Below are 21,703 nucleotides of genomic sequence, written 5' to 3'. Positions count from 1 at the left end.
TTCGCCTCAGGCGCCGCCGGCGAAGCCCTGCTGGCGCCAGGCCTCGAACACCACCACGGCGACGGTGTTCGACAGATTCAGGCTGCGGTTATTGGGCCGCATCGGCAGGCGGATGCGCTGCGACGGCGCGAACCATTCCCGGCGCTCCGGCGCCAGCCCACGCGTTTCCGAACCGAACACGAACCAGTCGCCGGGGGCGAAGGCCACCTGCCCGAACGGCGTCGAGCCGTGCGTGGTCAGCGCGAACATCCGTGCCGGGTCCGGGCGTTCGCCGGCGAGGAAGGCGTCCCAGTCCTCGTGCACCTTCATGCTGGCGTACTCGTGGTAATCGAGGCCGGCGCGGCGCATGCGCGCGTCGTCCAGCGGAAAGCCGAGCGGCTTGACGAGGTGGAGTTGGGCGCCGGTGTTGGCGCACAGGCGGATCACGTTACCGGTGTTCGGCGGGATCTCGGGTTCGACTAGGACGACGTGGAACATGGCGGGCGCAGCTTACCGTGCCGAGGCGGCGCTGTCATCTGGGCAACATGGCGGCCATCACGGCGGGGCCGGCGTGCGCAGCGCCACCAGCGCGGTGACGCGCGCCGCGCCGCAGCGCTTGAGCACGGCGGCCGCCTCGGCCAGCGTGGCGCCAGTGGTCATCACGTCGTCGACCAGGGCGACATGTCGTCCATGCAGGGCGCCGGGGGTGGCATCGCGCGCCAGCGCGAAGGCGCCGGCGACGTTCGGATGCCGCAGGTCGGCCGCCAATGCGGCCTGCGGCGCGGTGCTGCGCGAGCGCACCAGCAGATCGGCGCTGGCCGCGGCGCCGACGCGAGGCGCGAGCCTGCGGGCGATTTCCCACGATTGGTTGAAGCCGCGCTCGGCCAGCCGGTCCGGCGCCAATGGAATCGGCACGACCAGGCAGGGCGCGCGAGCGGCATTGTCGAGCGGCGATGACGGCCGTGCGATCCACGCCGACGCCAGTTCGCGCGCGAGCCAGCCCGCCAGCGGCAGCACGCCGCCGAACTTCAGCGCCAGCACCAGCGCTTCGCGCGGCGGCGCATAGTCGCCGAGCACGATGGTGGCATCGAAGGCGGGCGGCGCACAGCGGCACATCGCGCAGAGGCTGGCGGTCCGCTGCGGCAAGGCGCAGCGCGGACAGCGCGGTATCGGCGCCAGCAGGTCCCCCGCACAGCCGGCGCAGACCACGTCGGACTGCACCTGGCCGCACAGCACGCAGGCACAGGGCAGCCACCACTGCGCCAGCCGCTCGCGCACGCCGCCGGCAAGCGCGGTGAGGCGCGCGTATACTGTCGGCCCGGCGCCGCCGCGCGGCCCCGCAGTGCTTTCGCGCCGCCCGCGTCCGGTCCTGCCGTGCCGATCCTCGTCCTTGCCGCCGCTTCCGTGTCCACGTCTCACGCCGACTCCCCCGATACCTATCTGCCGCCCGCGCGGCTGACCCGGCTCGCCTTCGACCGGCGCAGCCCCGGCTTCGCCCAGCTGGATTTTCTGCTCGGCGAGATCGGCCGGCGCATGCAGGAGCGCATGCAACTGATCCGCATCCAGCCCGAGCGGGCGCTCGATATCGGCTGCGGCCAGGGGCAGGGGCTGGCCGCGCTGCGCGCACAGTATCCCGACGCGCAGATCGCCGGCCTCGATATCTCGGGCGCGATGCTGGCGCATGCCGCACAACGCGATCCGCAGCGGCAGCCCGGCTGGCTTGGCCGCCTGCTCGGCAAGCGGCCGACCTTCGATCTGGTGCAGGGCGATCTTGCCACGCTTCCCTTTGCGGAAGGCGCCTTCGACCTGCTGTGGTCAAACTTGGCGCTGCACTGGCATCCCGAACCGCATCGCGTGTTTCCCGAATGGCATCGCGTGACGCGGACCGACGGCCTGGCGCTGTTCTCGCTGTTCGGTCCCGATACCGTGCGCGAGCTGCGCGATGCGTTCGCCGAGGTCGATGGCGAGCCGCACACGCTGCGCTTCGTCGACATGCACGATATCGGCGACATGCTGGTCCACAGCGGCTGGTCGACGCCAGTGATGGACATGGAAACGCTGACGGTCACCTACGAGACGCCCGAGCGGCTGCTGCGCGACGTGCATGCGTTCGGCGGTTTGCGCCGGCCCGCGGGCGACGATGCGCATGGCATGCGCGGACTGAAGGGCCGGCACTGGCACCAGAAACTGCTGGCCGCGCTCGAGCGCCGCCGCAATCGCGACGGCGTGATCGCGCTGACGTTCGAAATCGTCTACGGCCATGCGTGGAAGCTGCCGCCCAAGGGCGGCCAGGCCCGCGACGAACTGGGCCGTGCCGTGGTGCCGATCGACCGCATCGGCCGCGGCCGCCCGCGCGGCTGAGCCGCCGCGCAGCGCGTCGCTGCACTGCCGCTGTGCATCGGCGCGCTGTGGCGCGGGCGCCGTGCCGCGCCGGACTTGGCTTGTTACGGTTGACGAAGCGCCCTATAATGCGCCAGTTTGTCGCAGTGGTCCCCTGGCACAGAAGATCGGCGTTTTAGCACCGAAGCAGTGCAGCAGTGCGGTGAAGCCGGCAGAATTCCAGGCGTGCAACCGATGCAGCGATGCAGAGTGGTTGGCGATGCAGGAACTCGGTATCGCACTCCAGACGGCGCGTGACGGGCCCGGTGATTGTCCTAACGGAGCCCATGCCGTGCCGAACAACGACTGGCTGATGAAGCGGAATTGTTCGCTGTCTCCACGCCAGGTCGGCTGGTTTTACCTCTCCATCGTCAGTATTTCCCTTGCCATCGCCGTGTTCTTCGCGTGGCGAGGAGCCTGGCTCGTGCTGCCCTTTGCGGGGCTCGAGCTGGCCGGGCTCGGCGTGGCGCTGCTCGCCTACGCACAGCACGCGACAGACTACGAGCGCGTCACGCTCAGCGAGGGCAGGTTGGTGGTCGAAAAGGCCAGCGCCGGTGAGGTGACCCGCGAGGAATTCAACCCGCACTGGGTGCGGGTCGAACTGGGCGAATCGTTCCCGGCGCTGGTGGTGGTGCGCTGTGGCACGCACGCTGTGCAGGTGGGGTGTTTTCTGGACCCGTACAAGCGACGAAAGTTCGCGCAGGAACTCGTTTCAGCCTTGCACGCCCTGTAAAAAGAGGCGGCACCGCTGGGAGCGAGGGGCAGATTCGAATCTGTAATTTGGGTAGAGACAACAAATGAAAATGTGGAAGAAGGCATCCGCAGCGTGTCTGGCAGGCGCGTCCCTGCTCGCCAGCCAGGCAGCCCTCGCTGTCGAAGACATGCCGGGCGGTCCCGCCGTGCGCCAGCTGAACCTGACCGAGCCGGTCACCAAGATCGCCGAGCAGATTCACTGGCTGAACTGGATGATGCTGATCATCTGCACGGTGATCTTCATCGCGGTGTTCAGCGTGATGTTCTATTCCATCTTCACGCACCGCAAGGCCAAGGGCTCCAAGCCCGCCTCCTTCCACGAAAGCATCACGGTCGAAGTCGTCTGGACCATCATCCCGTTCCTGATCGTGATCGGCATGGCGCTGCCGGCGACCAAGACCGTGGTCGCGATGAAGGACACCACCAACTCCGACATCACCATCAAGGCCACCGGCTACCAGTGGAAGTGGGGCTACGACTACCTGAAGGGCGAGGGCGAAGGCATCTCCTTCGTGTCGACGCTGACCACCCCGCGCGAGCAGATCAATAACGAGGCGCCCAAGTCGAACACCTACCTGATGGAGGTGGACAACGAGATGGTGGTGCCGGTCAACAAGAAGATCCGCATCGTCACGACCGCCAACGACGTGATCCACGCCTGGATGATCCCGGCCTTCGGCGTCAAGCAGGACGCGATTCCCGGCTTCGTGCGCGACACCTGGTTCCGCGCCGAGAAGACCGGCGTCTACCGCGGCCAGTGCGCCGAGCTGTGCGGCAAGGAACACGCCTTCATGCCGATCGTGGTGCGCGTGGTGACCGACGCCGAATACACCAAGTGGGTCGACGAGAAGAAGAAGGCGATGGCCGCCGCGGCCGACGATCCCAACAAGACCTGGACCCTGGACGAGCTGAAGGTCCGCGGCGAAAAGGTCTACGCCGCCAACTGCGCGGTCTGCCACCAGCCCAACGGCAAGGGCGCCGGCGCCTTCCCGGCGCTGGACGGCTCCAAGGTGGTCAACGGCCCGCAGGCCGACCAGATGCACATCCTGCTCGAGGGCAAGGGCGGCATGCCGTCGTGGAAGCAGCTGTCCGACACCGAGCTTGCCGCGGTGATGACCTACACCCGCAACGTCTGGAGCAACAAGACCGGCGAGGTCATCCAGCCGGCCGACTTCGTCAATGCACGCGCGGGCAAGTTCCCCGAGGGCGGCGGCGCCAAGTCGGCGCAGGGCGCACCGGCGGACGCCAAGCCCGCCGCCGAGCAAGCCAGCGCGGGCGCCCAGGGCGCCGCGAGCTGAACGCGTGGACGTTAGAACAGGATTTCAGGAGTTTTCGCGATGAGTACTGCTACCCCGGACGCACTCGCCCATCCGCACGACCACGCGCATGACGAACATCACGATCATCCGCATGGCTGGCGCCGCTGGCTGTTTGCCACCAACCACAAGGACATCGGCACGCTGTACCTGCTGTTCTCCTTCACGATGCTGATCTCGGGCGGCGTGCTGGCGCTGCTGATCCGGCTGGAGCTGTTCGAGCCGGGCCTGCAGTTTTTCCGCCCCGAGCTGTTCAACCAGTTCACCACGATGCACGGCCTGGTGATGGTGTTCGGCGCGATCATGCCGGCCTTCGTGGGCTTCGCGAACTGGATGATCCCGCTGCAGATCGGCGCCTCCGACATGGCGTTCGCGCGGATGAACAACTTCAGCTTCTGGCTGATGCCGCCCGCCGCGCTGCTGCTGGCGCTGTCGTTCTTCGTGCCGGGCGGCGCCACCGCCGCGGGCTGGACGCTGTACGCGCCGCTGTCGGTGCAGATGGGCCCGGGCATGGACATGGCGATCTTCGCGATGCACATCATGGGCGCGTCGTCGATCATGGGCTCGATCAACATCATCGTCACGATCCTGAACATGCGCGCGCCGGGCATGACGCTGATGAAGATGCCGATGTTCTGCTGGACCTGGCTGATCACCGCCTACCTGCTGATCGCCGTGATGCCGGTGCTGGCGGGCGCGATCACGATGGTCCTGACCGACCGCCACTTCGGCACCAGCTTCTTCTCGGCGGCCGGCGGCGGCGACCCGGTGATGTACCAGCATATCTTCTGGTTCTTCGGCCACCCCGAGGTCTACATCATGATCCTGCCGGCATTCGGGATCATCTCGCAGGTGGTGCCGGCCTTCTCGCGCAAGCGCCTGTTCGGCTACAGCTCGATGGTCTACGCGACCGCCTCGATCGCGATCCTGTCGTTCATCGTCTGGGCGCACCACATGTTCACCACCGGCATGCCGGTGACCGGCCAGCTGTTCTTCATGTACGCGACGATGCTGATCGCGGTGCCGACGGCCGTGAAGATCTTCAACTGGATCGCCACCATGTGGAAGGGCTCGATGACCTTCGAGACCCCGATGCTGTTCGCGATCGGCTTCATCTTCGTGTTCACCATCGGCGGCTTCACCGGCCTGATCCCGGCGGTGGCACCGATCGACATCCAGATCCAGGACACCTACTTCATCGTGGCGCACTTCCACTATGTGCTGGTGGCGGGCTCGCTTTTCGCGCTGTTCGCGGGCTTCTACTACTGGGGTCCGAAGTGGAGCGGGTTCATGTACAACGAGACCCGCGGCAAGGTGCACTTCTGGGGTTCGATCATCTTCTTCAACATCGCCTTCTTCCCGATGCACTTCCTCGGGCTGGCGGGCATGCCGCGCCGCTATGCGGACTACGCGATCCAGTTCGCGGACTTCAACGCGATCTCGTCGCTGGGCGCGCTGGGCTTCGGCCTGATGCAGGTGTATTTCTTCTTCTTCGTGGTGCTGCCGTCGTACCGCGGAGGCGAAGTGGCCGCCGACAAGCCCTGGGAAGGCGCCGAAGGCCTGGAGTGGACCGTGCCCTCGCCGGCGCCGTTCCACACCTTCGAGGTGCCGCCGCAGGTCCGGTAACGGCATCCGGCAAGGCGGGGCGGCGGGCCGCAGGGTCCGCGCTCCGCCCGCCCTGCCGCCCCGGCCCACGACGGCCACCCCCTAATCCGAGAATTCGATGCAGCATCCAAACGAAAGCCCATCGCAGACCGACCGCAAGGCCGCCAATCGCCGTCTCGGCCTGATCCTGCTGTCGATCGTGCTGGTCTTCTTTTTGGGTTTCTTCGCCAAGATGACCTGGCTTGGCTGAATTGGCTGAGTCCCGCTGCAAGGTACAGAGATGAGCACGAAGCAGCCGGTTTCGACCGGCGACGTCGAGGACAAGCGCTACAACCGCGGCATGATGCTGCGGCTTCTGGTGATCGTCGCCGTGATGTTCGCCTTCGGCTATGCGCTGGTGCCGCTGTACAAGAAGATCTGCGAGATCACCGGCATCAACGTCGTCACCACGCGAGAGCTCTACGGCGCCAGCGCCGGCAAGGTCAGCCAGAACACGCAGGTCGACACCAGCCGCACGATCACGGTCGAGTTCGATTCCAACGCTCGCGGCCCGTTCGCGTTCCGCCCGGTCAAGACCAGCATGCAGGTCCACCCGGGCGAGATGGCGACGATCGTCTACGAGGTCGCCAACGGCCAGACCCGGGATATCTCGGCGCAGGCGATTCCGAGCTACGCGCCGAAGCAGGCCACCCAGTATTTCAAGAAGCTCGAGTGCTTCTGCTTCCAGCAGCAGACGCTGAAGGCCAAGGAATCGCGCGAGATGCCGGTGGTGTTCGTGATCGACCCGGATCTGCCCAAGGACGTCGAGAACATCACCTTGTCGTACACATTCTTCGAGATCGGCACGCCGCTGGCGCCGGCGCCGCAGGGCCATCTCGACCAGCCGCCGGCCAGCGCCGGCAGCTGACGCAGTAAAGGAGGAGGGCTGCCATGGACGAACTGAAGGACGCGGTCAAACGCAAGATGTCGTTCTGGCAGACGTTGCGCGCGGTGTTCTGGTCGTTCATCGGCTTGCGCAAGGGCGCGGAACACGATCGCGACATGGCCAACCTGAACCCCATCCATGTGATCGTCGCCGGCCTGCTCGGCGCCGTGATCCTGGTGGTGGTGCTGATCGGCATCGTCCGCCTGGTGGTCGGCGGATAGCCGGGCAAGCGGGCAGCCGGATAGCCGGCGGAACAGGCAACAAGAAGACAGAGCGTCGTCCGCCCTCGGGCAGCCGGCGTATAACGATGAATCAGAGATCTGAGCTGGAGAAAACAGAATGAGTGCGAATCGCGCAAACGCTCCGTACTACTTCGTACCGGGCCCGTCGCGCCATCCGATCACGGCAAGCCTGGGCCTGCTGCTGACCGCCGCCGGCGCGGCAGGGTGGGTCAACGGCCAGCCGTGGGCGCCCTATGTCTGCGTGCTGGGCATCCTGTGGTTCCTGTTCGTGCTCAAGAGCTGGTTCGGCGACGCGATCGGCGAGTCGGAAGGGGGCATGTATGGCCGCCGCATCGACATCTCGTACCGCTGGTCGATGGGCTGGTTCATCTTCTCCGAGGTGATGTTCTTCGGCGCCTTCTTCGGCGCGCTGTTTTACGCCCGCGTCTACACGATGCCGTGGCTGGGCGACCTGAACAACAAGATCCTGTGGCCCGATTTTGCCGCGGTCTGGCCGAACGCCGGTCCGGCCGGCACGGTCGAGCCGTACGAGGCGATGGGGCCGTGGCCGATCCCGACCATCAACACGGCGCTGCTGCTGATGTCCGGCGTCACGCTGACCTGGGCGCACCATGCGCTGCTGGCCGGCAAGCGCAGCCAGGTGGTGCAGGGCCTGGTACTGACGATCCTGCTGGGCGCGGTCTTCATGGGCTTCCAGGTCTATGAATACATGCACGCCTACGCGGACCTGAACCTGAAGCTGACCTCGGGCATCTACGGCTCGACCTTCTTCCTGCTGACGGGCTTCCACGGCTTCCACGTGACGATGGGCGCCATCATGCTGACGGTGGTGCTGATCCGCGTGCTGAAGGGCCATTTCACGCCCGATCATCACTTCGCCTTCGAAGGCGCCGCCTGGTACTGGCACTTCGTCGACGTGGTCTGGCTGTTCCTCTACGTCGTGGTGTACTGGCTGTAATGCTGTCGTCCCCGCGAAGGCGGGGACCCAGGGGCTTTCAAAGACGCTGGATTCCCGCTTTCGCGGGAACGACGCGATGATCGAGGGGACGCAATGCGTCCCCTTTTCATTGGCATCATGGCGTCGTCAGGCCGCGCCGGCCCGCACTGCAGCCCCACCACCGATCACCGGCGTGCGCCGCACGTCGGCGAAGTAGATCAGGATCAGCGACACCCAGACGATGCCGTAGAGCAGCATGAAGCAGCTCGAGCGCACCCGCGTCAGGTCCAGCAGCGCACCGAACAGGATCGGCAGCAGGAAGCCGCCGACCCCGCCGGCCAGCCCGACGATGCCGGTGACCACGCCCATGTTCGACGCGAAATCGTCGGCGACATACTTGAACGTCGACGCCATGCCGAAGGCGAACACCGCGCCCAGCATGAAGGTCAGCACGACGAAGGCCGCCATCGGCGTATGCAGCGCGATCGTCCACGGACCATCGATGGTGTGGATCGTGAAATCGGTCGGCGGATACGACAGCAGGAACAGGCAGATCCACGCGACCCACAGTCCCCACCACGTGACGCTGTGCGCGCCGAGCCGATCGGCCAGCAGCCCGCCGACCGCCCGCAGCACCGAGCCCGGCAGCGAGAAGCCGGCGGCGAAGGCGGCCGCCGCCACCAGCGTCATGCCGTACTGGCCCTGCAGATACTGCGGGATCCACAGCGACAGCGCGGTGAAGCCGCCGAAGGTGATCGAGTAGTACTGGCACAGCCGCCAGACCCTGGGCTCGCGCAGCACCTTGAACGACTCGGTCCAGGAGCCGCCCTGCTTGCCCGCGCCGGGGTCCCGTGCCGAGGCCAGCCAGAACAGCACCGCGGTGACCAGCAGCGCGACCGCATAGACGCGCGGCACCGCGCGCCAGCCGTAGGCCTGCTGCAGCGCCGGCGTGACGAACAGATTCACCGCCGCGCCGACCGTGCCGGCGCCGAAGAAGCCCATCGCGAAGCCGCGCTTCTCGGCCGGGAAGAAGCGCGCGACATAGGGCGTGCCCACCGCGAACGATGCGCCGACGCAGCCCAGGAACAGCCCGATCAGCAGGAACTGCCACAGCGCGGTGGCGTAGCTGACCGCGAACACCGGCAGCGCGCAAACCGCCAGCAGCACCGTCATCACGATGCGGCCGCCGAAGCGGTCGGTCCATGCGCCCAGCGGCAGGCGCATCAGCGCGCCGGTCAGAACCGGCGTCGAGGTCAGCAGGCCGAACTGCGTGCTGTTCAGGCCCAGCTCGTCGCGCAGCGGCACGCCGATGACCCCGAACATCATCCACACCACGAAGCAGACCATGAAGGCCGCCGTGCTGGCGATCAGCACCGACCACGCCTGCGCCGTGACCCTGGTGGCGCCGCCACCGACCGCCGCCACATTCGCCGTCGAACTCATGTCATTCTCCTCGCTCAGGGTCGATGGGCCGCGACACTACTGCACCAGCGGGCCGTTCGCCTCGCCGAGCGCCACGCCGACGATGCTGGCCTGCGCGGCCAGGATTGCGATGTACTGCTGGATCGCCTTGTGCCGCACGCGCTCGCCGAGGAAGCGCGCGATCTCGGCCCGGGCTTCGTCGAAGGGCACCGCCTCGCCGGGCACGCGACGTTCGACCCGCACGATATGGAAGCCGAAGCGGGTCCTGACCAATCCCGGCAGCAAGCCGATCGCCTCACCGTCGAATACGGCCTGCTCGAACTCCGGCACGCTGTCGCCGCGCAGCAGCTGGCCGAGGCTGCCGCCGACGCCGGCCGACGGACAGTTCGACATCTCGCGCGCGGTCGCCTCGAAAGCCTCCGGCTCGGCCAACAGACGGCGCAAGGTCTGCTCGGCCTGATGCCGGACCACCGCGAGCGCGCCGCCACCGGTGACCGCGAACAGGATATGGCTCGCGTAGACGATCTCGTTGCGCCGGAAGCGCGCCGGATGGCCGTCGTAATAGCGCCGGCAATCGGACTCGGTCGGCACCGGCACGCTGACCTCGCGCCCGATCAGCGCATCGACCACGGCATCGTCGAGTTCGGTCCCGGCATCGGCGATGCCCAGCGCCACGGCGCGCTGGCGCAGCAGTTCGCGGATCGCCAGCGCGCGCCTGGCGCTGGCGATCGCATCGGCATCGTCGCGGTACAGCAGGCTCTCCTCGCGGATCGCCTCGGCGCCGATCGCGACGCCATTGACGCTGGCCGGGGCGATGGCCGCCATGGTGGTGTCGTTCATCACGATGTCTCCATCAGCGCTGCGTCAGCGCCGGCGCACCAGCTGGAACGGCCGCACCAGATAGGCGACCGTGCCCATGCCGCTCCAGATATGGATCATCCGCGTGAACGGCGACACCAGGAACAGCGTGAAGCCGAGCAGGATATGCAGCTGGTAGGTCAGCGGCACGCCGCGCAGCATGTCGGCGGCCGCCGGCTCGAAGGTCACGATGCCCTTGACGTAGCTGGTCAGCGATTCGAACAGCACGCCGTCCATATGCCGCATCGACAGCACCACGGTCCACAGTCCGAGAGCGAGCTGCACCCACAGCATCAGCACGATCACGATGTCCGAGACGCGGCTGTTGCGGCGAATCCGCGCATCGAACAGGCGCCGCCAGATCAGGATCGACAGGCCGATGATGGCGACCACACCGGCCGCGCCGCCGCCGACCATGGCCAGCAGCTGATGGCCCGACGCCGACAGGAACGGCGACACCAGCCAGTGCGGCGCCAGAAAGCCGACGAAATGGCCGATCACGACCACCAGGATGCCCCAGTGGAACAGATTGCTGCCGATCTGCAGCGAGCGATGCCGCAGCAGCTGCGAGGTGTCGCTCTTCCACGTGTACTGCTCGCGGTCGAAGCGGATCAGGCTGCCGAGCAGCAGCACCACCAGGCAGATATAGGGATAGATGCCAAACAGGAACGTATGCAGGTAATGCGTCATGACGGCCCTCCGTTCGCAAGCGGTGTGGTAGTCGGGGATCAGCGCTGAGGGCGCTTGTCGTAGAAGCGGACCGGCTCGGCCGCGGGCTGGCCCGCGCCGACGAAACGGACCGGCTCGTCGGCGTAGGCCGCGTCCAGCTCGCGATAGTCGGCCGCGCTCGGCACGCGCGCCGCGTCGTCCGCGTCGGTCGCCGAGGGCTCGGGCAGCGTCAGCGCGGGCGGGCGCTGCCCGATGATCCGCAGCAGCGCGCCCAGCGGCAGCGCGTAGTGGCTGCGCCGCTGGGCGAGCTGGGCCGCGATCGATTGCAGGATTTCGCCGGTCTCGGCCAGCAGCGCCACCGCGTCGGATGCCGGCAGCCGCGACAGGTACTCCAGAAAGACCGGCAGGTAGTCGGGCAGATGGCCGGGCTGCAGCCGCAGTCCGTGGCGCTCGTACATCTGCAGCAGGTCGACCATCGCCTGGCCCCGGTCGCGCGATTCGCCATGCACGTGTTCGAACAGATGCAGCGAGGTCGCGCGCCCGCGATCGAACAGCGCGACATAGTTCTCCTGCAGCGTCAGCGGCTCGCGCGCGGCCAGGTAGCCGAGGAAACGTTCGAGGTCGGCGCGGCTGTCGCGCGGCAGCGAGCGGTCCTCGGCGACGCGCCGGCGTGCCTCCGGCACGGCGTCGAGCAGCGCGGCCTCGGGATAGTCGAGCAGGGCCGACAGCAGCGAGAAGGTGGCCGGCGAAGGCGCGGCGGCACGCGAAAAGACGTCGGTCAGCATGTCCTAGAACTCCTGGCGGATCGGGATCTTGCGATTGCCCTTCTTCGTGCTGAACAGGCTGGTTTCCGAGCGTCCGTCCGAGCAGCCGTTGCCGAACGAGAAGCCGCACGAGGACCGCAGGTCGAAGGCATCCTCGGCGTACTCGCGGTGCGAGGTCGGGATGACGAAGCGGTCCTCGTAGTTGGCGATCGCCAGGTAGCGGTACATCTCTTCGACCTGTGCGGCGTTCAGCCCGGCCTGCGCCAGCACGCCGGGCGCGTCGGCGCCGTCGACATGGCGGGCGCGCATATAGGCGCGCATCGCCAGCAGCCGCTCCAGCGCCAGCTTGACCGGCGCCTCGTCGCCGGCGGTCAGCAGGTTGGCCAGGTAGCGCAGCGGAATGCGCAGCGAGCCGACGTCCGGCAGGTAGCCGTTGATGCCGAGCTCGCCGCTGTTGGCTGCGGCATTGATCGGCGACAGCGGCGGCACGTACCAGACCATCGGCAGCGTGCGGTATTCCGGATGCAGCGGAAAGGCGATCTTCCAGTCGATCGCCATCTTGTAGACCGGTGACTTGCGCGCGCCGTCGATCCAGCCGGCCGGCACGCCGTCGCGCTCGGCCTGCGCGATCACCGCGGGATCGTTCGGGTCGAGGAACAGCGACAGCTGCGCCTCGTACAGGTCCTGCTCGGACTCGACGCTGGCCGCCTGCTCGATGCGGTCGGCGTCGTACAGCAGCACGCCCAGATAGCGGATGCGGCCGACGCAGGTCTCCGAGCAGACGGTCGGCTCGCCGGCCTCGATGCGCGGATAGCAGAAGATGCATTTCTCCGCCTTGCCGCTGTGCCAGTTGAAGTAGATCTTCTTGTAGGGGCAGCCCGACACGCACATGCGCCAGCCGCGGCACTTGTCCTGGTCGACCAGCACGATGCCGTCCTCCTCGCGCTTGTAGATCGAGCCAGACGGACACGCCGCCACGCACGCCGGATTCAGGCAGTGCTCGCACAGGCGCGGCAGGTACATCATGAAGGTGTTCTCGAACTGCCCGTAGATGTCCTTCTGCACCTGCTCGAAGTTGTAGTCCTGCGAGCGCTTCTCGAATTCGCCGCCGAGGATCTCCTCCCAGTTCGGCCCCCATTCGATCTTCTCCAGCCGCTCGCCGCTGATCAGCGAGCGTGGCCGCGCCACCGGCATCGCGCGGCTGTCGCCGGCGTCCTGCAGATGCGCGTAGTCGAAGGTGAACGGCTCGTAGTAGTCGTCGATCTCCGGCAGGCGCGGATTGGCGAAGATCTGCGCCAGGATCCGCCACTTGCTGCCCAGGCGCGGCTCGAGCCGGCCGTTGGCCTTGCGGGTCCAGCCGCCGCGCCAGCGCTGCTGGTTCTCCCAGTCCTTGGGGTAGCCGATGCCGGGCTTGGTCTCGACGTTGTTGAACCAGGCGTACTCCATGCCCTCGCGGCTGGTCCAGACATTCTTGCAGGTCACCGAGCAGGTATGGCAGCCGATGCATTTGTCCAGGTTCAGCACCATCGCGATCTGCGCGCGCACTTTCATCGGGCCTCTCCTTCGCGGATCCTGTGTTCGGTGGCCGGGTTGACCGGATCGGGCGGCGCATCGTCGAGCCAGTCCACGCGCCGCATCTTGCGCACGATCAGGAATTCGTCGCGGTTGGCGCCGACCGTGCCGTAGTAGTTGAAGCCGTACGACAGCTGTGCGTAGCCGCCGATCATGTGGGTGGGCTTGAGCGAGACCCGCGTCACCGAGTTGTGGATGCCGCCGCGCCCGCCGGTGATCTCCGACCCCGGCGTGTTCACGATCTTCTCCTGCGCGTGATACATCATCACCATGCCGCGCGGCACCCGCTGGCTGACCACGGCGCGCGCGCACAGCGCGCCGTTGGCGTTGTAGCACTCGATCCAGTCGTTATCGACGATGCCGGCCTGCCTGGCGTCGTCCTCGGCGATCCACACGATCGGGCCGCCGCGCGACAGCGTCAGCATCAGCAGGTTGTCGGTGTAGGTACTGTGGATGCCCCACTTCTGGTGCGGCGTGATGAAGTTCAGCACGATCTCGGGATTGCCGTTCGAGCGCGTGCCGACCATGCCCGCGTAGCTGCCGGTATCGATCGGCGGCTTGTAGACGCACAGCGATTCGCCGAACGCGCGCATCCACGCATGGTCCTGGTACAGCTGCTGGCGCCCGGTCAGCGTGCGCCATGGGATCAGCTCGTGCACATTGGTGTAGCAGGCGTTGTACGACACGTGCTCGGACTCGATGCCGCTCCAGGTCGGCGACGAGATGATCTTGCGCGGCTGTGCCTGGATGTCGCGAAAGCGAATGCGCTCGTCGGCGCGCGACCGCGCCAGATGGGTGTGGTCGATGCCGGTCAGCGCCGACAGCGCCTGCCACGCCTTGACCGCGACCGCGCCATTGGTCTCGGGCGCCAGCGACAGGATCACCTCGGCGGCGTCGATCGCCGAATCGATGCGCGGCCTCTGTCCGGCGTGACCGGCGTGACCGGCGTGGCCGGCCTCGTCGGAGTCGGACGTGCGCTGGTTCAGCTCGCCCAGCCACCGGACCTCGTCCTCGGTATTCCAGCCGATGCCCTTGCCGCCATTGCCCAGCTTGTCCATCAGCGGCCCCAACGAGGTGAAGCGGCGATAGGTGGCCGGATAGTCGCGCTCGACCACGGTCACCGACGGCATCGTCCGCCCCGGCTGCGGCTCGCATTCGCCGCGCTTCCAGTCGCGCACGTCGAAGGGCTGGGCCAACTCGGCCGGCGTGTCCTTGCCGATCGGCGACAGCACCACGTCGCGCTCGATGCCGAGATGACCTTCAGCCAGCTCGGAGAAACGCTTCGCAATACCCTTGAAGATTTCCCAGTCGCTCTTCGATTGCCAGGCCGGATCGACCGCCGCCGACAGCGGATGGATGAACGGATGCATGTCCGACGTGTTCATGTCGTCCTTCTCGTACCAGGTCGCGGTCGGCAGCACGACGTCGGAGTACATGCAGGTGGTCGACATGCGGAAGTCCAGCGTCACCAGCAGGTCCAGCTTGCCTTCCGGTGCGTTCTCGTGCCACGCCACCTCCTCGGGCCGCGGTACCTCGCCATGGCGTCCTTCGCCGATCTGCTCGCCCTGCACGCCATGCGTGGTGCCCAGCAGATGCTTGAGGAAGTATTCGTGCCCCTTGCCGGACGAGCCGAGCAGGTTGGAGCGCCAGACGAACAGGTTGCGCGGGAAGGCGCGCGGATCGTCGGGGTCCTCGCAGGCCAGGCGCAGCGCGCCGGACTTCAGGCCGTCGGCGACGACGCTGCCGGCCTGCGACGCATCGGTCAGCTTGCGGCCGAGCGCCAGCGGGTTCTGCAGCAGCTGCGGCGCCGACGGCAGCCATCCCATCCGTTCGGCGCGCACGTTGTAGTCGATCGGCGCGCCGTGGAACTGCGACTTGTCGGCCAGCGGCGACAGCAGCGCGCCCGGGTCCATCGGGTCGTAGCGCCACTGGTCGGTATGCGCGTAGAAGAACGAGGTCGCGTTCATCTGGCGGGGCGGCCGATACCAGTCCAGGCCGAACGACAGCGGCGTCCAGCCGGTCTGCGGCCGCAGTTTTTCCTGGCCGACATAGTGGGACCAGCCGCCGCCCGACTTGCCGACGCAGCCGCACATGATCAGCAGGTTGATGATCGCGCGGTAGGACATGTCCATATGGAACCAGTGGTTCAGCCCCGCGCCGAGGATCACCATCGACTTGCCCTCGGTCTTGTGCGCGTTCTCGGCGAACTGCCGCGCGACCGTGATCACGTCGGCGCGCCTGACGCCGGTGATCGCTTCCTGCCAGGCCGGCGTGTACGGAATGTCGTCGTCGTAGGAGGCGGCGACATCGTGGCCGCCCAGCCCCTGGTCCAGCCCGTAATTGGCGATGAACAGGTCGTAGACCGTGGCGACCAGCATGTCGCCGTTGCGCGTGGCAATGCGGCGCGCGCCGATCCGGCGCGACAGCACCGAGCCGTGGCCGGTATTGGGAAAGTGCGGATGCGGGACGTTGCCGAAGTAGGGGAATTGCACGTCGACCGCTTCGTCATGTGCCTGGGCCAGCGACAGCCGCGGCACGAGCGGCGTGCCGTCGGCGCTCTCCATCCGCAGGTTCCACTTGCCCGCGTCGTCGCCGGGCTTGCCGTCCTGCTGCTGGCCCCAGCGAAAGCCCGCCGAACCGGGCGGCACGACGACGCGGTCGGTGGTCTCGTCGATCATCACGGTCTTCCACTCGGGCCGATTGGCCTGCCCGAGCGCGTCATCGAAATCGGCGGCCCGCACCAGCCGCTCCGGCACATAGCCGTCGCCATGCGGCACCAGCCGGACGAGACACGGCATGTCGGTATAGCGGCGGCAGTAATCGAGGAAGTAGGCGCTGCGGCCCGGCGCCAGGTGGAATTCCTTCAGCACCACGTGGCCCATCGCCAGCGCCAGGGCCGCGTCGGTGCCCTGCTTCGGATGCAGCCAGATGTCGCCGAACTTCGCGCCTTCCGAATAATCGGGAAAGATCGACACCACCTTGGTGCCCCGATAGCGGACCTCGGTCATGAAATGCGCGTCGGGCGTGCGCGTCTGCGGCACGTTCGAGCCCCACATCACGATGAAGGTCGAGTTGTACCAGTCGGCCGATTCGGGCACGTCGGTCTGCTCGCCCCAGGTCTGCGGCGACGCGGGCGGCAGGTCGCAATACCAGTCGTAGAAGCTCAGGCAGACGCCGCCCAGCAGCGACAGGTAGCGCGCGCCGGCGGCGTAGGACACCATCGACATCGCCGGGATCGGGGAGAAACCGACCACGCGATCGGGCCCGTGCCGCGCGATGGTATGGACGTTGGCGGCGGCGACGATCTCGTTGACCTCGTCCCAGCTCGAACGGACGAAGCCGCCGAGGCCGCGGCGAGCCTGATAGCTGCGCCGCGCCTGCGGGTCGTCGACGATCGAGGCCCAGGCCTCGACCGGCCCCATCGACTGGCGCCGCTCGCGCCACAGCCTGACCAATGCGCTGCGCACCAGCGGGTATTTGAGCCGGTTGGCGCTGTAGAGGTACCAGGAATAGGAGGCGCCGCGGGAACAGCCGCGCGGCTCGTGATTGGGAAGATCGGGACGGGTACGCGGATAGTCGGTCTGCTGGGTTTCCCATGTCACGATGCCGCCCTTGACATAGATTTTCCAGGAACAGGATCCGGTGCAATTGACGCCATGCGTGGAGCGCACGATTTTGTCATGCTGCCAGCGCTGGCGATAACCGTCCTCCCATTTCCGGTCTTCGTCGGTGACGGCGCCGTGGCCATTGGAAAATGCGATGCGCTCGGTCGAGAAGTAACGCAAGCGGTCGAGAAAATGGCTCATGACGGCTCCGGTCGATTCCGCCTGTCGGCCATGCGGAAAACGGCGGCAACAGCCATCCCCCGCGTGCAGGCGCACGCGTTCCGACAAGGCATTTCATGGGGCGGCTTTGATATTAGTGGTCGAACGCGAAATTGCAAATTCGCGTGCGAACCACATTAACATGCCATATCGATCGGTAAAAACGGAACGAAAAGTTTCTTTGACCTGAATCAAAATCGGCGAATGACGGCACCGCCGGCGTGCTATTCGCATGAATTACAAATCGCGTTTCAGTTATGTACCGAAATGCCGGTGATCGCCGCGACACGGCGGGACACGGCGGCGACACAGCCGATTACGGCTGCAATACGCAGGGCACACGGATTCAAGGGCGCGGCGCGGCGTGTCGATCCTTTAGAATGCGGGATTGCCGTGCATTCCCTGCCAGCACAAACAGCAAGCGCCGCAGGAGTCCACCTCTGCGGCGCTTGCTGTTTGTCGGCTGTCTGGAAGGTGCCCGGTGCTACGGCCCCGTGCGGATGCCCGTGCTTTCGATCCATCCCATCCAGTACGAGAACAGGATGAACAGGAACAGCGCGATCGACAGGCCGACACGTACCGTCAGCGAACGGACCATATGCGCGCTCGACTTGCCGCGGTCGCGCATCATGAAGAACAGGGCCGAGGCCAGGCTGGAGACGATCAGGATGAAGGCAATGACGATGACGATGCGCATGGCGGCGGTCGGGGCGATGGTGTGCCATTATCGCACCGCGTCCCCCCGGCAGTTTCGACGGCATTTGTCGCTGTGCCCCCGATGAAGCTGCTGCGCGCCCTGAGCCCGGTGCCGACGGTCGCGGCGCTGATCGTCATCGCGGTGACCTGCGCGCTGGGCAACTGGCAGCTCGGCCGTGCCCACGACAAGATCGCCCGCGCCGAGCGGCTGCGCGCGCTGGCCGAGGCGCCGCCGCTGCGGATCGGCACGGCGCCGCCGCCGCTGCCCGCGGCCGGGCTGGTGTCGCGCCAGGTGGTCGTGCGCGGCAAGTTCGACCCGGCCCACACCGTGCTGCTGGAAAACCGTCCGCACGGCAACGGGCAGGACAGCCGCTCGGGCTTCCTGGTGCTGACGCCGCTGCGGCCCGACGAGTCCGCCAGTGCGAGCGCCAGCGCCGACGCCGGTGCGCCCCGCGCCGTGCTGGTGCTGCGCGGCTGGTTGCCGCGTGATCCACAGGATCGCACCCGCATCGCGCCGTTTCCGACGCCCGCAGGCACGGTGACGCTGCAGGGCGTGGCACTGGCCGACGTGCCCAAGGTCTATCAGCTCGGTGGCGCCGATGCCCAGCGCGGCGCGCCGATCCGGCAGAACCTGGACCTCGACGACTTTGCCGCCGAACTGGGTATGCCGCTGCAGCCGTTCGTGCTGCAGCAGCGCAGCGACAGCGGCGATGGCCTGGCGCGCGACTGGGCGAGCGCCGACCTCGGCGTCGAGCGCCACTACGGCTATGCCTTTCAGTGGTATGGTCTGGCCGCGCTGACGCTGGTATTGCTGGTGGTGCTGACCTGGCGGCGTGCCCGGCGGCTCGCCAACCCGGCCGATGCCGGCCGCGCCGCCGGCACGGCCCCCGCGGGCGCCGCCCGCAACGACGATTAATCACTCCAACGACGATCCATGCCTTCCGATCCCGCCACGGCCAAGCCGGCCGCGCCGCAAGACTCCCGCAGCGATCCGCGCATCGATGCCCGCACGCGCCGCGGCCGGATCCAGATGCTGTTGCTGCTGCTGGTCTGCGCGTCGCCGGTCATCGCCTCGTATCTGACCTACTACGTGTTCCGGCCGGCCGGCGGGCAGACCAACTACGGCACGCTGATCGAGCCGCAGCGCCCGGCGCCGGCCGTGCAGGTGACGGACGAGCGCGGCCAGCCGGTGCCGCTGCAGGACTTCAAGGGCAAATGGCTGCTGGTGTCGACCGACAGCGCCGCCTGCGACGAGGCGTGCGCGAAGCGGCTGTTCACGATCCGGCAGATCCGCGCCGGCCAGGGCAAGGAGCGCGAGCGCATCGTGCCGGTCTGGCTGGTGAGCGACGACGGGCCGATCGACCCGCGCCTGACCGCCGCCTACAACGAGCCCTATGCCGGCGTGCGCTTCCTGCGCATGCCCCGCGAGCAGATCCGCGGCTGGCTGCCGCCCGCCGACGGCGAGGCGGTCGAGGCCACGCTGTATCTGGTCGATCCGCTCGGCAACCTGATGATGCGGTTCCCGAAGGACCCGGACCCGAAGAAGGTGCATTCGGACCTCAGCCGCCTGCTCAAGTACAACCGCATCGGCTGATGGAGGGCCCATGCTGACTCAACTCGCCCTGATCGGCCTGCTGCTGGCGCTGCTGCCGCTCAGCTATGTGCTGGCCCGCGGCAGCCGCGACAAATACCGCAAGCTGGTCTGGATCACCGCGTTCCTGACGCTGGACCTGATCATGTTCGGCAGCTTTACCCGGCTGACGGACTCGGGCCTGGGCTGCCCCGACTGGCCAGGCTGCTATGGCCATTCGAACCCCTATGCGGCCGTCGAGCACATTCGTGCGGCCGAAACGGCACTGCCGAGCGGCCCGGTGACCTGGGCCAAGGCCTGGATCGAGATGCTGCACCGGTACTTCGCGATGGCGGTCGGGGTCTTGATCATCGCGCTGGTGGTGCTGGCCTGGAGCAAGCGCCGCGAGCTGAAGCAATCGCCGTGGTTCGCCACCGGCGTGCTGCTGCTGGTCTGCGTGCAGGGCGCGTTCGGCGCCTTCACGGTCACGCTGAAGCTGCAGCCGATCATCGTGGTGACCCATCTGCTGCTGGGCATGGCGCTGCTGGCGGCGCTGATCTGGCTGGGCTCGCGCAGCGACCCGCCGCGCACGATCGCGCCGGCGGCAGCCGGCCTGCGCTGGCCGGGACGGATCGCGCTGGCGCTGCTGACGATCCAGATCTTCCTGGGCGGCTGGGTCAGCACCAACTACGCGGTGCTGGCCTGCACCGATTTCCCGCTGTGCAACGGGCAATGGATTCCCGAGATGGACTTCCGCCATGGCTTCACGCTGTGGCGGCAGCTGGGCATGACGGCGGACGGCGACTACATCCCGCATTCGGCGCTGGTGGCCATCCACTGGGTGCACCGCGGCTTCGCCGTGGTGGTGCTCGGCTATCTGGCCTGGTTCGCGCTGCGTACGCGCCGTTTTGCGCCGCTGGCGCGGGCGTCGCACTGGCTGTTGGCGACGCTGGTGCTGCAGTTGGCAACCGGTTTGTCGAATATCGTGCTCGATTGGCCGCTTTTGCCGGCAGTCGCCCACAATGGCGGCGCGGCGGTGCTGCTGATGCTGTTGGTCAGGCTCAATTACAATATAGGGCTCGCGACCCGCGCCGCCACCGCCGCGGCCCCCGGTTCCTTCGATCGCGCCCCCGCTGCCGCTCAAGACGCCCCGGCTCCCGAAGCCGCCGGCGCAAATCGCCCGGCCGACACGGCGCGCGCCTCATGAAAGACAAGACTGCTCCCGTGGCCACCACCGCTACCCAGACCCAGCAACCGCCCAGCCGGCTGCGCCACCTCGCCCGCCAGTACGCCGCGCTGACCAAGCCGCGCGTGACGCAGCTGGCGGTCTTCTGCGCCATCATCGGCATGTTCCTGGCCACGCCCGGCATGGTGCCGTGGCGCGTGCTGATCGGCGGTGCCGCCGGCATCTGGCTGCTGGCCGCCGGCGCCTTCGCGATCAACTGCCTGGTCGAGCAGAAGGTCGACGCGCTGATGCGCCGCACCGCGTGGCGTCCGTCGGCCACCGGCGAGATCGGCACGAGCCAGATCCTGGTGTTCTCGCTGGTGCTGGGCGGCGCCGGCATGTGGCTGCTGCACGTGTTTACCAATGACCTGACGATGTGGCTGACCTTCGCCACCTTCGTCGGCTACGCGGTGGTCTACACGATCCTGCTCAAGCCCGCCACGCCGCAGAACATCGTGATCGGCGGCCTGTCGGGCGCGATGCCGCCGGCGCTGGGCTGGGCCGCGGTGGCCGGCGACGTGCCGGCCGAGGCCTGGTTCCTGGTGCTGATCATCTTCACCTGGACCCCGCCGCACTTCTGGGCGCTGGCGCTGTACCGCCGCGCCGACTATGCCAAGTCGGGCCTGCCGATGCTGCCGATCACGCACGGCGAACGCTTCACGCTGCTGCACATCCTGCTGTACACGCTGGTGATGATCGCGGCGACGCTGCTGCCCTTTGTCTACGGCATGAGCGGCTACATCTACCTGGCGGCGGCGCTGGTGCTGGGCGGCATCTTCCTGGCCTATGCGTGGAAGCTGTACCGGCAATACTCGGACGCGCTGGCGCAGCGCACCTTCCGCTTCTCGATCCTCTATCTGTCGCTGCTGTTCGCCGCGCTGCTGATCGACCACTACTTCAAGTTCGTGCCGCAGGCATGACGGCGCCCGGCCGCGACACGATGTAGCGGCCAGCGCCCGGTGTGCCG

General features: G+C 67.4%; 21 protein-coding genes. 12 read left to right on the top strand and 9 right to left on the bottom strand.

All coding sequences use genetic code 11. The annotated features are described in order from the left end of the window. Positions 1-6: 6 nt before the first annotated feature. Together trmL and M1D55_RS23110 are read right to left on the bottom strand one after the other, a co-directional pair. Entirely contained in the window at positions 7-477 is a 471-nt protein-coding gene (gene trmL, locus M1D55_RS23115; RefSeq protein WP_064572487.1) for a tRNA (uridine(34)/cytosine(34)/5-carboxymethylaminomethyluridine(34)-2'-O)-methyltransferase TrmL, read from the bottom strand. Positions 478-534: 57 nt separating this feature from the next. Further along, entirely contained in the window at positions 535-1,230 is a 696-nt protein-coding gene (locus tag M1D55_RS23110) for a ComF family protein (RefSeq protein ID WP_232207237.1), read from the bottom strand. 153 nt (positions 1,231-1,383) lie between these two features. On the opposite strand from M1D55_RS23110, the gene M1D55_RS23105 reads away from it, so the two are divergent. The 8 genes from M1D55_RS23105 to M1D55_RS23070 all read left to right on the top strand — a co-directional run bounded on the left by M1D55_RS23105 (position 1,384) and on the right by M1D55_RS23070 (position 8,157). Further along, on the top strand, positions 1,384-2,340 hold the full coding sequence (locus tag M1D55_RS23105; protein WP_456281930.1) for a methyltransferase domain-containing protein: 957 nt from the start codon (positions 1,384-1,386) through the stop codon (positions 2,338-2,340). Positions 2,341-2,578: 238 nt separating this feature from the next. Further along, entirely contained in the window at positions 2,579-3,091 is a 513-nt protein-coding gene (locus tag M1D55_RS23100) for a DUF2244 domain-containing protein (RefSeq protein WP_456282760.1), read from the top strand. Positions 3,092-3,155: 64 nt separating this feature from the next. After that, entirely contained in the window at positions 3,156-4,409 is a 1,254-nt protein-coding gene (gene coxB / locus M1D55_RS23095) for a cytochrome c oxidase subunit II (RefSeq protein WP_023263845.1), read from the top strand. 39 nt (positions 4,410-4,448) lie between these two features. Then, positions 4,449-6,053, top strand: coding sequence for a cytochrome c oxidase subunit I (gene ctaD, locus M1D55_RS23090; protein ID WP_023263844.1), 1,605 nt, complete (start codon positions 4,449-4,451; stop codon positions 6,051-6,053). A 97-nt stretch (positions 6,054-6,150) separates the two neighbouring features. Then, entirely contained in the window at positions 6,151-6,282 is a 132-nt protein-coding gene (locus M1D55_RS23085) for a cytochrome oxidase small assembly protein (RefSeq protein ID WP_006579792.1), read from the top strand. A gap of 30 nt (positions 6,283-6,312) precedes the next feature. Continuing rightward, positions 6,313-6,939: a cytochrome c oxidase assembly protein gene (locus M1D55_RS23080; RefSeq protein ID WP_006579793.1), complete on the top strand. Its 627-nt coding sequence runs from the start codon at positions 6,313-6,315 to the stop codon at positions 6,937-6,939. Positions 6,940-6,962: 23 nt separating this feature from the next. Continuing rightward, positions 6,963-7,178, top strand: coding sequence for a DUF2970 domain-containing protein (locus tag M1D55_RS23075; protein WP_006579794.1), 216 nt, complete (start codon positions 6,963-6,965; stop codon positions 7,176-7,178). 118 nt (positions 7,179-7,296) lie between these two features. After that, entirely contained in the window at positions 7,297-8,157 is an 861-nt protein-coding gene (locus tag M1D55_RS23070; protein WP_006579795.1) for a cytochrome c oxidase subunit 3, read from the top strand. Positions 8,158-8,283: 126 nt separating this feature from the next. Here the strand turns inward: M1D55_RS23070 and M1D55_RS23065 are convergent, their stop codons facing one another. The 7 genes from M1D55_RS23065 to M1D55_RS23035 form a co-directional block, all read right to left on the bottom strand. Further along, a complete protein-coding gene (locus tag M1D55_RS23065; RefSeq protein ID WP_456281929.1) occupies positions 8,284-9,579 on the bottom strand; it encodes an MFS transporter in 1,296 nt (431 codons plus the stop codon). Positions 9,580-9,615: 36 nt separating this feature from the next. Next, a complete protein-coding gene (locus M1D55_RS23060; protein ID WP_456281928.1) occupies positions 9,616-10,398 on the bottom strand; it encodes a peptidylprolyl isomerase in 783 nt (260 codons plus the stop codon). A gap of 24 nt (positions 10,399-10,422) precedes the next feature. Continuing rightward, positions 10,423-11,106 carry a respiratory nitrate reductase subunit gamma gene (gene narI, locus M1D55_RS23055; protein ID WP_006579798.1) on the bottom strand — a complete coding sequence of 228 codons (684 nt, stop codon included), beginning with the start codon at positions 11,104-11,106 and terminating at the stop codon, positions 10,423-10,425. Positions 11,107-11,144: 38 nt separating this feature from the next. After that, entirely contained in the window at positions 11,145-11,870 is a 726-nt protein-coding gene (gene narJ, locus M1D55_RS23050) for a nitrate reductase molybdenum cofactor assembly chaperone (protein WP_456281927.1), read from the bottom strand. A gap of 3 nt (positions 11,871-11,873) precedes the next feature. Then, on the bottom strand, positions 11,874-13,400 hold the full coding sequence (gene narH / locus M1D55_RS23045; RefSeq protein WP_456281926.1) for a nitrate reductase subunit beta: 1,527 nt from the start codon (positions 13,398-13,400) through the stop codon (positions 11,874-11,876). After that, the gene (locus M1D55_RS23040; RefSeq protein ID WP_456281925.1) at positions 13,397-17,227 is read right to left on the bottom strand and encodes a nitrate reductase subunit alpha; all 3,831 of its coding nucleotides are present in this window, start codon (positions 17,225-17,227) and stop codon (positions 13,397-13,399) included. Before M1D55_RS23040 ends, narH begins: the two co-directional genes overlap by 4 nt. A gap of 502 nt (positions 17,228-17,729) precedes the next feature. Next, positions 17,730-17,942: a twin transmembrane helix small protein gene (locus M1D55_RS23035; RefSeq protein WP_006577163.1), complete on the bottom strand. Its 213-nt coding sequence runs from the start codon at positions 17,940-17,942 to the stop codon at positions 17,730-17,732. A gap of 81 nt (positions 17,943-18,023) precedes the next feature. Between M1D55_RS23035 and M1D55_RS23030 the strand changes: the two genes are divergently transcribed. The 4 genes from M1D55_RS23030 to M1D55_RS23015 are packed head-to-tail and all read left to right on the top strand — an operon-like array spanning position 18,024 to position 21,656. Then, positions 18,024-18,857, top strand: coding sequence for an SURF1 family protein (locus M1D55_RS23030; RefSeq protein WP_456281924.1), 834 nt, complete (start codon positions 18,024-18,026; stop codon positions 18,855-18,857). Between the two features lie 18 nt (positions 18,858-18,875). Next, complete coding sequence (locus tag M1D55_RS23025; protein WP_006579465.1) at positions 18,876-19,535, top strand: SCO family protein; 660 nt, start codon at positions 18,876-18,878, stop codon at positions 19,533-19,535. A gap of 10 nt (positions 19,536-19,545) precedes the next feature. After that, positions 19,546-20,718: a COX15/CtaA family protein gene (locus M1D55_RS23020; RefSeq protein ID WP_456281923.1), complete on the top strand. Its 1,173-nt coding sequence runs from the start codon at positions 19,546-19,548 to the stop codon at positions 20,716-20,718. Then, positions 20,715-21,656 (top strand): heme o synthase, encoded by a 942-nt coding sequence (locus M1D55_RS23015; protein ID WP_006579467.1) that lies wholly within the window; start codon positions 20,715-20,717, stop codon positions 21,654-21,656. The genes M1D55_RS23020 and M1D55_RS23015 overlap by 4 nt, the downstream gene beginning before the upstream one ends. Positions 21,657-21,703: the final 47 nt, after the last annotated feature.

The organism is Cupriavidus sp. JZ107 (genome assembly GCF_053903255.1).
This window is presented reverse-complemented; position numbering and strand designations above follow the sequence as displayed.